The 10,058-nt window shown below is 44.9% G+C and carries 11 protein-coding genes and 1 tRNA gene; 5 read left to right on the forward strand and 7 right to left on the reverse strand.

Going from position 1 to position 10,058, the window contains the following annotated elements; translation table 11 throughout:
• The first annotated feature begins 48 nt into the window (after nt 1-48).
• Nucleotides 49-546, forward strand: a complete 498-nt coding sequence (locus B5X68_RS19925) for a GNAT family N-acetyltransferase (RefSeq protein ID WP_082216517.1) — start codon at nt 49-51, stop codon at nt 544-546.
• A gap of 1 nt (nt 547) precedes the next feature.
• Here the strand turns inward: B5X68_RS19925 and trhO are convergent, their stop codons facing one another.
• Nucleotides 548-1,537, reverse strand: a complete 990-nt coding sequence (gene trhO, locus B5X68_RS19930) for an oxygen-dependent tRNA uridine(34) hydroxylase TrhO (RefSeq protein WP_082216518.1) — start codon at nt 1,535-1,537, stop codon at nt 548-550.
• A gap of 199 nt (nt 1,538-1,736) precedes the next feature.
• Here trhO and B5X68_RS19935 point away from each other — a divergent pair, with 199 nt between their 5' ends.
• Complete coding sequence (locus tag B5X68_RS19935) at nt 1,737-2,351, forward strand: deoxynucleoside kinase (protein WP_082216519.1); 615 nt, start codon at nt 1,737-1,739, stop codon at nt 2,349-2,351.
• 22 nt (nt 2,352-2,373) lie between these two features.
• Here B5X68_RS19935 and B5X68_RS19940 read toward each other — a convergent pair whose 3' ends face one another.
• Nucleotides 2,374-2,838 carry a hypothetical protein gene (locus B5X68_RS19940; protein WP_082216520.1) on the reverse strand — a complete coding sequence of 155 codons (465 nt, stop codon included), beginning with the start codon at nt 2,836-2,838 and terminating at the stop codon, nt 2,374-2,376.
• Nucleotides 2,839-2,957: 119 nt separating this feature from the next.
• Nucleotides 2,958-3,039 (reverse strand) — tRNA-Leu (locus tag B5X68_RS19945).
• A gap of 224 nt (nt 3,040-3,263) precedes the next feature.
• Between B5X68_RS19945 and B5X68_RS19950 the strand changes: the two genes are divergently transcribed.
• On the forward strand, nt 3,264-4,283 hold the full coding sequence (locus B5X68_RS19950; RefSeq protein ID WP_082216521.1) for a hypothetical protein: 1,020 nt from the start codon (nt 3,264-3,266) through the stop codon (nt 4,281-4,283).
• A 125-nt stretch (nt 4,284-4,408) separates the two neighbouring features.
• Nucleotides 4,409-4,903, forward strand: a complete 495-nt coding sequence (locus tag B5X68_RS19955; RefSeq protein WP_082216561.1) for an anthrone oxygenase family protein — start codon at nt 4,409-4,411, stop codon at nt 4,901-4,903.
• A gap of 47 nt (nt 4,904-4,950) precedes the next feature.
• On the opposite strand, the gene B5X68_RS19960 is transcribed toward B5X68_RS19955, so the two are convergent.
• From B5X68_RS19960 to B5X68_RS19970, 3 genes are all read right to left on the reverse strand, one after another.
• The gene (locus B5X68_RS19960; protein ID WP_082216522.1) at nt 4,951-5,337 is read right to left on the reverse strand and encodes a DoxX family protein; all 387 of its coding nucleotides are present in this window, start codon (nt 5,335-5,337) and stop codon (nt 4,951-4,953) included.
• Nucleotides 5,338-5,448: 111 nt separating this feature from the next.
• Nucleotides 5,449-6,675 (reverse strand): RNA polymerase sigma factor, encoded by a 1,227-nt coding sequence (locus tag B5X68_RS19965; protein ID WP_082216523.1) that lies wholly within the window; start codon nt 6,673-6,675, stop codon nt 5,449-5,451.
• 4 nt (nt 6,676-6,679) lie between these two features.
• Entirely contained in the window at nt 6,680-7,033 is a 354-nt protein-coding gene (locus B5X68_RS19970; protein ID WP_082216524.1) for a YciI family protein, read from the reverse strand.
• Nucleotides 7,034-7,203: 170 nt separating this feature from the next.
• Between B5X68_RS19970 and B5X68_RS19975 the strand changes: the two genes are divergently transcribed.
• Nucleotides 7,204-8,244 (forward strand): LLM class flavin-dependent oxidoreductase, encoded by a 1,041-nt coding sequence (locus B5X68_RS19975; protein WP_082216525.1) that lies wholly within the window; start codon nt 7,204-7,206, stop codon nt 8,242-8,244.
• Between the two features lie 50 nt (nt 8,245-8,294).
• Here the strand turns inward: B5X68_RS19975 and B5X68_RS19980 are convergent.
• Nucleotides 8,295-10,058, reverse strand: a 1,764-nt coding sequence (locus B5X68_RS19980; protein WP_082216526.1) for a T9SS type A sorting domain-containing protein, incomplete at its 5' end; no start/stop codon positions are given.

The following is a 10,058-nucleotide window of genomic DNA, read 5'->3' on the forward strand; positions in this document are numbered from 1 at the left end:
GTTGAAAAAAGATTTATTTGCAACAGTAAAACGCCAAAAATAAGCATTATGCCATCATTCTCAATCAAGCATGCAACAGTAGCGGACATTCCCGCGATCATTGCGATCCAGGAAAAAACCTGGGAACCCACTTATGGTGACATACTTACCAAAGAGCAGATCGACTTTATGTTTGAAAAAATATATTCTCCAGAATCTCTTTTACGTCAGTTTACCGTTGAGCAGCACTACTTCCTGATTCTAATGAATGGCAATAAGCCAGAAGGCTTTGCATCCTTCTCCGGGGAAGGGCCGGAAAAGTTTAAGTTACACAAAATATATGTACTTCCTTCAACGCAGGGCACAGGAGCGGGGAAATATCTGCTGGCCGAAACGGAAAAATACGTAAAATCAATTGGGGGGAAAAAATTGATTTTAAATGTCAATCGATACAATAAAGCGAAGGGCTTTTATGAGAAAATGGGCTTTGTCGTTACCGGCGAGGAAGACATCCCGATCGGCCCTTACTGGATGAACGATTATATCCTGGAAAAGGAACTGAACTGACTTATTGAGCCGGTTCAGTTCTTTGCGCCAGTTTCATTTTCTTAATATTCTTTTTCTGACTTTTCAGGCCCTGTAATGGGTGGTAATGGTTGCTGTTGCTTACATAATAACCGGTTCCGTCATAGGTGCGCTTGTCCGGATGGGCCTTGCATTCTGGTGAACACGCGCCCTCCATTTCCTCTCCGCATTTGTGACAAACCGGCACGTGCGTGTTGCATTCTGCATTCGCGCAGTTGATCATGCGGTCGCACGGTTCGTCGCAGATGTAACAACGGGAAATAACGGTCGGATTGATTTTATTTACTTCAACGGCAATGCGGTTGTCGAAAACATAGCATTTGCCATCGAAATTCTCACCGCCTTCTTCCAGCCCGTAACGGATAATGCCGCCGTGCAGCTGATACACATCCTGGAAGCCCTGTTCTAGCAGATAAGCGCTTGCTTTTTCGCATTTTATGCCTCCCGTGCAATAGGTTACGATCTTTTTGTCCTTCAAATGCTCAATCTCGTGAATGTGATCGGGCAACTCGCGCAGGTTGTGCATGTCAAATGTGATCGCGCCTTTGAATTTGCCCAATTCATGCTCATAATCAGAACGCATATCGACCAGCACAACATTTGGATCATTTATAATCTGCTTAAATTCAGCGGGTTCTAAATGCTTTCCGGTGCGAACCAGCGGATCGACGCCCAAATCCGAGTTTACGATCTCATCCTTAACCCGCACGTGCAGTTTTTGAAAAGCAATTTTGTCATGCTCTTCCACTTTGAACTGAACATCTTTAAACCGGCTGTCGGAACGCACATAGTTCATATATGCTTCGCAGTCTTCCGGCGTGCCCGAAACGGTTCCGTTCAGACCTTCCGGCGCAATGATAATCCTGCCCAAAAGATTGTGCTGAACGCAGAACAAATGATGCTCATCGCGATACGTTTCCGTGTCCTCGATGGGCGCATAGTAATAATATAAAATTACCTTGAAAGGCTTCATTATTGCATTTATTTGATGTATTCCAACAGAGAAAAGAAGATCTTCCACGCAGTTCCCTCCTCCAAATCAGCTGCAAATATACGAAGAAACGCACTTTAACGAAAATCCGAGAATTGGACTTTGTGAACAGCAAACTATTAAAATGATTTCTATATTTTTACCCCACTCAACGCATTCCTAATCATTACATTTTCACATTATGCACATCGCGATCATCGGCAACATCGGTGCCGGCAAGACAACATTGACCCAGATGCTGGGGGAATATTTCAAATGGGACGTGATGTACGAAGCAGTGGAAGGGAATCCGTATCTGGCTGATTTTTATCAGGATATGGACCGCTGGGCCTTTAATCTGCAAATTTATTTTCTCAATAACCGGTTTGCACAGGTCCAGAAGATCCGCGAAACAACTTACGCCACCATCATTCAGGACAGGACCATTTATGAGGACGCTTTCATTTTTGCAAGGAACCTTCATGAGTCGGGCGTAATGACGGAGCGTGATTACCAGACTTACCTTTTGCTTTTCGAATCCATCATCCGGACCGTCTCACAGCCCGATCTGCTTATTTACCTTAAAGCCGACATTCCTAAACTTGTTTCCCAGATCAAAAAGCGGGGCAGAGAATTTGAAGCGGATATTTCAACGGAATATCTGACCTCCCTCAACCATTATTATGAAGATTTTGTAAAGCATTATGACCACGGGAAGATCATAGAAATTGATGTGAATCAAATGGATTTCGCCTCAAATCCGGACGACTTTAATTTTATTGTTGATAAGTTAAACAAGGAGTTGTTTTATATCTGATAATCAATAGTCTATTTGACGGTCAAAGCACACAAGCCAATGCTTTGTTTAGGATTACATTACTTTTTGACCCGAATGTGTAGATTTTTCGTTCCTCAGGAAGAATGATCTCAATTTTTATGGTGCCTTTCATTTTTTCCAGTTCCTGAGGAGTAACCGGGGAAGATAACATAAATGATTTGTTCCAGAAATTGCGGTCGGATGTGGTTGTGAAAAGTGAAAAAGTCTCGTCTTTGGTCGTGAACCTTATTTCCGTGAACATTTGCACATGGAAGATGAGTTCTACTTCTTCGTTGTGATAAGTGAAGATCTTCTCCTCTCCAATTCTTGAAAGCGACAAAAATTCCTTTTTGCCAACAAGCTGAACGATCTGATAATATTCCTTCTTATTGGTAGATCGGCTGACCTTTTCCAGGCACTGTGCATTGCAGAGGGACAGGCAAGCAGAAACCAGCCCAGTAATTCCAAAGAGAGCAATCGCTTTCATGTAATGGTAGTCCTTCAAACTTTAAAAAAATCAGGGGGCGTTCAATTAAGGGTAAATATAGGCTAATTTTTCAAAAGGAATATCACAAAAAAACCTGCGCCGGATTGCAGCGCAGGTTGTGACCAGGAGGAGAGTCGAACTCCCATACCCGAAGGCACTACCCCCTCAAAGTAGCGTGTCTACCAATTCCACCACCTGGCCGAGGATTTTGCAAAAGTACAATTTAAATAACACGCCGCAAGACCGTGGAAATGTTTTTTAAGCGTTTTTTGACAGCAGAACCGCAAGTGGGTGTTTACGAATTGCTTACACCGCCAGTTAGTATTCCCAGGTCCATCACGACATCATTTTTTTGTTTAAAACGCCTTATTTGCTATCAGATTACTACTTTTGAAAAGAATTAATAACAATCCGATCACCACAAAATGAAAAAAGTTGATGTCAACGTCATCTACTACGGGAAGCCGTATCAAACGATCATTTCCATTTTATCGCTGCTCAAAGTCAGTGGACAATACATCAATTCGGTTTACATTACCGTAGAAGATAAGCAGCCTTTTGGGCATTACGGTGACGTTTTTAAGGTAATCAAGGCCATTGAGCCGGTTGTTCCGATCCATCTCTATTATCCAAAATCGTTCTATAATCTCGAAATACTGGATTACGACCGCGTGAAAAATGACGCGGATTATCGCTGGACCGTTCCTTACCAATATGCCCTCGAACATGCGCAAATGAAATGGCTTTTTATCATGCATAATGATATGGTATTTCATAAAGACATGATCGGCGATATGCTCCCATTATTCGAGGATGAAAATATGGCTGGCACCGGATCAATCGGGCAATGCTGGTCTTGCCCTGCTGCCAAAGCAAAATTATGTGGTGGCAATGCCTTTATGAAATACATTCCAAGTGCGGAAGAAGCTATCGCTTTGCACGAGCAATATGACACGCCCAGACAAAAACGTGACCTCGAAATCCTGCATTCTGGCCGTATCCATCCACTTCCCGAATGTCGCCTGAATGAATATGCCTGCCTGATCAATGTTGAAACGTATCGTAAAACGACATTACCGCTGGGCAATAATGGATGCTTTGGCGGAAACTGGGAATTCACTGCGGACCTGGGGACGGGCTGGTTTCATCAAATGGTGAACCAGGGACATAAGTTCACACATTTGTCTTTGGAAGAGTATGCCAAACATTCTTCGTTTAACCCCATCGGGCAGGGGATCATGGCTTATTCAAACCGCGATAATTACGTCCTGAGTGAGAAAAATGCATTGAAATACCTCATCGAAAATTACGGGACAAATGCTTCACTGGATTCCAAAACAGCACTGGTCGCTGGAATCAGGGAGCGGAAATACAGATTCAGGGATTTCAGACGAAAAATAATCCCCACTGCCAAGAATATTGTAAAATCGATCATCCGCCGATAGAAGCCGGTGGCAGAACAGCTGCCGGATTTGTTCTATTTTCAGGAATTGGATGCGCATATTTTTGAGGTATAATTTTCAAAAATTGCGACATGAACCAACATGCTAACATCCAACCTAAAAGTACGATGAATGATTTTTATTTTGTAAGCCTGGTCATTACTGCCCTGCTAACCGGACTTTCGGCAGGCCTGTTCTATTCCTATTCCTGCTCGGTTAACCTGGGATTAGGGAAGCTTGCTGACGTGGAGTATCTGCGGGCGATGCAGGAGATTAACAAAGCCATTCTGAACCCGATATTTTTCATATCATTCATGGGTTCCATCATCGTGCTTGTGCTCGCAACCTGGCTTAGTTATTCGGGACAGCATGTATTTCAATTTAAAATGCTGCTGACCGCAACCGTGATTTACATGGTCGGTGTTTTCGGATTGACGGTCATGGGTAATGTGCCGCTGAACGACGCACTGGCCGGTTTCGATATTGGCGGTGCAACAGCAAACGAGATTGCGCAGAAACGTAAATTGTTTGAGCAGCCCTGGAACAAATTTCACGCGATCCGCACTTTCTGCTCGATCGCGTCTTTTGTGTTCACATTATTGTCCTTTTACAAAATAAAATAGAGAGGAGCGATCCTCTCTATTTTAGAAATCCCCGGAAATGTCACGCATTAATAAGCGTGTGTCGGGTTTTGCGCGGCTTGAAGTTTGTGATAAGTGTAATATGACACCATTAAAACGGCCAAAACGATCAAGGGGAACACGGAGTTGAAGCTAAATCCGTCCACTACGGTGTTGCTGATGCTGGCACAAAGAAAGTCGAAGACAAATCCTGCATATGCCCATTCTTTTAATCTTGCGGGCACTTTTGGTAACATGATGGCCAGTGAACCTGCCACTTTGAAGGCGGTTATCATTGGGCCAAAATATTCCGGGTAACCTAAATGCCTGATTCCTTCACGCGCCATTTCGGTTTGTGATGTCAGTGCAGGCATTACGCCTTCGAACAAGAAGATCAATGTTGTTGAAATCCAGAAAATAATACGGGTCGTTTTCATGACAGTAAAGGTTTGATGATTAAAGTTTGTTTTTGTTGATACAAACCTACCGCATATTTTACCGACGGACGCAGTGTAATTACGACGAATAGCAGGGTGCTTTGCGACAATCTATTTTTTCAGTTTTCTGCGGATCGCTTCTTTGTCAGCGTCGGTTTTTGTCAATGATAAGGCCGTTTGCCAGTGCACGTTCGCTTTCTCATCATCCAACCCGCCATAGAGTTCTCCCAGCAAGGAATGATAGAAGCGGTTTTCGGGTAAATTGAGTTTTTCCGCCTCCGCAATTGCTGCCTGTTTTCCTTTGACTTTTGCAACGGCGTATGTGCGGTTGAGTGCTGCGACAGGGGAATATTCTCTTTGTAATAATTGATTGTAAAGGTGTAAAATCGCTTCCCATTTTTCGGGACTGTCATACTGTTGCGTATGCCATGCGGCGATGCCGGCTTCGAGATGATACCTGGATAATTTATTTCCCTGCGCGGCCATATTCAGGAAATATCCACCTTTACTGATCAGGTCTGTGTTCCAGAGGCTGGAATCTTGTTCGTCGTAAAGAATGATGGCACCATCAGCATTGGTTCTTGCGTCAAATCGCGATGCGTGGAAACACATCAATGCCAGCAGCGCATTGACTTGCGGTTTGTTAGTTTCCGGATTCTCAATTAACATCGTGCAGAGCCGCATGGCTTCCAGGCAAAGCTCTTTTTTCAATGTATGATTTTGACTGACTGAATAATAACCTTCATTAAAAAGCAGGTAAATCGTCGTAAGGACTTGTTCTAACCTGGCATCGATTTCGGCAGCTGGCGGGAGCTCAATCTGTACTTGTTCCTCGCGCAGCTTATCTTTTGCCCTGAAAAGCCGCTTGTTTATCACCTCTCTAGTGGTCATGAAAGCGGTTGCAATTTCCTCAATGCCAAACCCGCAAAGAATACGAAGCGAAAGTCCGATCTGTGCTTCACGGGAAATGGCTGGATGGCAAATCGCAAACATCATTTGGAGCTGGCTATCGTTGATGTTTTGTAATGAAAGGTCTATTTCTTCACCAATGTCCTGACGATCATTGTTTTGTAATCCTTTTGAAATTTTATCCTGAAAGACAGACTCTCGCTGCAGATAATTTTTTGCTTTGTTTTTAGCCGTAGTGTAAAGCCATCCCGCCGGATTGGGCGGGAGGCCTTCTAATCCCCAGGCTTGCATAGCCACCAGGAACGTTTCACTTGCGATGTCCTCTGCAATTTCAAGTTCACGAAACCCAAAATGCCTGCATAGCACCGACACGATTTTCCGGTATTCTGTTCTGAACAAATGGGGGATGATCGTTGCGTGCTCTGACATCGTTTCAGCTTTCGTGCACAGATATAATTTTACGGACTTCGACGCTGTTGCCTTCGCCTTTCAGGATCGGGCATGACTGCGCCATTTCAACCGCTTCTTCGAGGCTTGCCGCTTTGATGATGATAAAGCCCGCAACAGATTCCTTGATTTCCACAAAAGGCCCGTCCGTAATCACATCATTGGGTTTGAGCACCTTTCCTTCAACGGCCAGGCCTTTCCCGCCGCTGAACTTGTTCTGTGCTGCAATGCCACCGACCCAGTCGTGATATTGCTTCATATAACCTTCCATTTGCTCGGGCGAGGGCTGGGCTTCTTGTGTAAGTAAGTCCAACCGCATGATTACAATGTACTCTTCCATGTTGTTTTTCAATTAATAGTTAATGATATATAATTTATATGCTCACTACAAATGAGTTTCGCAGAATTGGACACTGCCGGGAAAGATTTTTTACAGCCGATTTGTGAACTCATTGTGGGAATACATGATTTCATTCATAAGACCCATTATCAATAGAAATCTACGTAAAAATGGAATTAGGAATTAGTTCATTCGGTGACATTACACCGGACGGCGTTGCCGGAGGAGCAGTAAATGCCCATATCAGAATGCAGAAATTGCTGGAAGAAATTAAATTGGCAGACGAAGTCGGTCTGGACGTCTTCGCATTAGGCGAGCACCACCGACCTGATTTCCTGATTTCCGCGCCGGAAGTAATCCTGGCGGCGGCGGCGGCAATGACCAAAAAAATCAGGCTTTCCAGCGCAGTAACCGTGCTGAGCTCAGCGGATCCTGTGCGGGTTTATCAAAACTTTGCGACACTTGACCTCATTTCCAGCGGTCGTGCGGAGATCCTGGCGGGACGCGGCTCCTTCATCGAATCGTTCCCCTTATTTGGCTATAACCTGAACGATTATAACACACTTTTTGCAGAAAAGCTGGACCTGCTTTTAAAGATAAACAAAAGTGAAAAAGTAAGCTGGCAAGGCAAGCACCGCGCTGGCATAGACAATCTGGGTGTATATCCAAGGGCATACCAGCCAGCTTTACCAATCTGGATCGGGGTGGGTGGCACGCCGGGGTCGGCGATCCGTGCTGGGAAGCTCAATTTGCCGATGACGCTTGCCATCCTGGGCGGGCCGCCAGACCGGTTTGTGCAATTTGCAGAGCTGCACCGGAATGCAGCCAGAGAAGCAGGGCACGATGTCAGCCAGTTGAAACTGGCAATTAACACGCATTTTTATGTTGCAGATACGTCTCAGCAAGCAGCTGACGAATTTTTTCCTCCTTATCAGCTTTTGATGAACCGGGTAGGACGGGAGCGGGGCTGGTCACCCATGACGCGCGATCAATTTGAACATAACCGGCAGTATGGCCCGCTGATGGTAGGAAGTCCGCAGGAGATCATTGACAAGATCCTGAGGCTGCACGAGCTCTTCGGAAATACCAGATATCTCGCGCAGACCGTTGGCAGCAACGAGCTTTCGCATGAGAAAAACCTGCATGCCATTGAGCTGTTCGGAACCGTTGTTGCCCCGGCAGTTCAGAAAGCATTGGCGGTAAAGGCATAAAAAAAGGGATGTGGCTCGCTGCCACATCCCTTTTTTTACAATCTCTATTCTTAACGCACTTTGAAGAATCTCAGGTTCATTTCCTGATCGCCGTAGTAGACTTTCAGAAAATAATGTCCGTCGTTTAGTCCCGTTACGTTCAGCGGAAGTTTATTTTTTCCTTCAACGATATCCTGTTCGATCGTATTCAGTTTTATTCCGCTCATGTTATAAGTTTCAACTTTACCTCTTCCGGCTGATTTTGAAACAAACTCAACATGGATATAATCTCTCACCGGGTTAGGCGCTAGGATCGCCCGGCTGATCGCTTCATAACGAACTGTGATAATACGGCTTGACGAGAATGTTCCGTCTTCGTCGATCATTTTCAGCTGGTAGTAGTTATTTCCGAAAAGCGGTGTTTTGTCAAGGAACTTGTAGTCACCTATGCGCTTGTCAGACAGTGGCAATGTTCCGATTACATTGGCTGATTTCAACTGGCTATCGTAACGGATAACCTCGAAACCCTTACCATCTTTTTCGTCTGTTACATTCCATGAAAGCGCCACGCCTTCTTCCTCAACCGAAGCATCGAACCTTGCAATCTTAATAGGAAGCGGATCGCCAACACTGAAGCCCATTGTCTGAACCGCAGATTTACAAGAACCACCTTCTATTTGCAATGTGTAGTTTCCTTTGTCAAGTCTTGCGTAAGTGATCCTTGGACGGTCACTGGTCAGATTTACCCTTGCAGATCTCATCATTGTACTTCCTCTCATGATCTTCCAATCAATGCTTGCGACGTTGTTACCATGGAAGTTGAATGTCAATTCTGTTTCTGATTGGTTATAAATCGATTTCAATTCAGGACCAAGTTCGCATGGAAGACGGTTGTCTGTTGTGGTAATATCAAATGTTTTTGAACTCACAGACGAAACGCAGTCACCACCTTCGATTTCCAGCGTGTAATTTCCGATTGTCTGGGCAGGGAAGGCAATTACTGCACTATTGGAAGTCAGCGTGCCTGTTTTTCCGTTTGCTACTGTATTACCTGCCTTTTTCAGCCTCCATGTAAGGTTAGGAATGTTTGTTCCGTTAAAATTAACCGTCAAACCAACCGCGGAAGCATTTGTGATCGTTGTGATCGTAGGGCCGCCACTGCAATTTGGAAGCGTAACATTGAAATTCGAAGTGCTTACAGTTGAAACGCAGTCACCGCCTTCAATTTCCAGCGAGTAAGTGCCCACTGCCAATGCTGCGAATGTGATCGATGCTGAATTGGAGGTCAGGGCACCTGTTTTTCCATTTGCTAATGTCGTTCCGCCTTGCTTGATCCTCCACGTCAGCGTAGAAACGCCGGATCCGCTAAAATCAACCGTCAATCCGCTTTTGGAAATGTTTTTAATGGCTGAAATGGTTGGTCCGCCCGGGCAGTTAGCCTGGCCAACCGCGAACGTTTTAGAGCTCACCGAAGAAGAACAATCACCGCCTTCAATTTCCAATGTATAATTTCCAGCGCCGATCGCTTCGTAAGAGATGTTTACGATCGAAGAAGTCAGCGCGGCCGTCTTACCGTTGCGAACAGTTGTTCCGCCGGATTTAATCCTCCAAGTAATGTTTGGAACACCATTTCCATCGAATTGAAAACGCAGGGCAGTTGAGGTAATGTTGCTAACCGTGCCGAGTGTCGGTCCGCCAGGGCAAGTTCCGGTGTTAACTGTAAAGTTGGAAGTGCTAACCGATGATGAACAATCGCCACCTTCAATTTCAAGTGAATAAGTGCCGGCACCCAGGCTCGCAAATGTTATTGAAGCCGAATTGGAGTTAAGATTTCC

Source organism: Dyadobacter psychrophilus (assembly GCF_900167945.1).
GTDB classification, from domain to species: Bacteria; Bacteroidota; Bacteroidia; order Cytophagales; family Spirosomataceae; genus Dyadobacter; species Dyadobacter psychrophilus.

Bases quoted from the DNA above. Each gene is read 5' to 3' on its own strand.
- B5X68_RS19925 (WP_082216517.1), top strand. From the start codon at position 49: ATGCCATCATTCTCAATCAAGCATGCAACAGTAGCGGACATTCCCGCG.
- trhO (WP_082216518.1), bottom strand. From the start codon at position 1,537: ATGAAGCCTTTCAAGGTAATTTTATATTATTACTATGCGCCCATCGAG.
- B5X68_RS19935 (WP_082216519.1), top strand. From the start codon at position 1,737: ATGCACATCGCGATCATCGGCAACATCGGTGCCGGCAAGACAACATTG.
- B5X68_RS19940 (WP_082216520.1), bottom strand. From the start codon at position 2,838: ATGAAAGCGATTGCTCTCTTTGGAATTACTGGGCTGGTTTCTGCTTGC.
- B5X68_RS19950 (WP_082216521.1), top strand. From the start codon at position 3,264: ATGAAAAAAGTTGATGTCAACGTCATCTACTACGGGAAGCCGTATCAA.
- B5X68_RS19955 (WP_082216561.1), top strand. From the start codon at position 4,409: ATGAATGATTTTTATTTTGTAAGCCTGGTCATTACTGCCCTGCTAACC.
- B5X68_RS19960 (WP_082216522.1), bottom strand. From the start codon at position 5,337: ATGAAAACGACCCGTATTATTTTCTGGATTTCAACAACATTGATCTTC.
- B5X68_RS19965 (WP_082216523.1), bottom strand. From the start codon at position 6,675: ATGTCAGAGCACGCAACGATCATCCCCCATTTGTTCAGAACAGAATAC.
- B5X68_RS19970 (WP_082216524.1), bottom strand. From the start codon at position 7,033: ATGGAAGAGTACATTGTAATCATGCGGTTGGACTTACTTACACAAGAA.
- B5X68_RS19975 (WP_082216525.1), top strand. From the start codon at position 7,204: ATGGAATTAGGAATTAGTTCATTCGGTGACATTACACCGGACGGCGTT.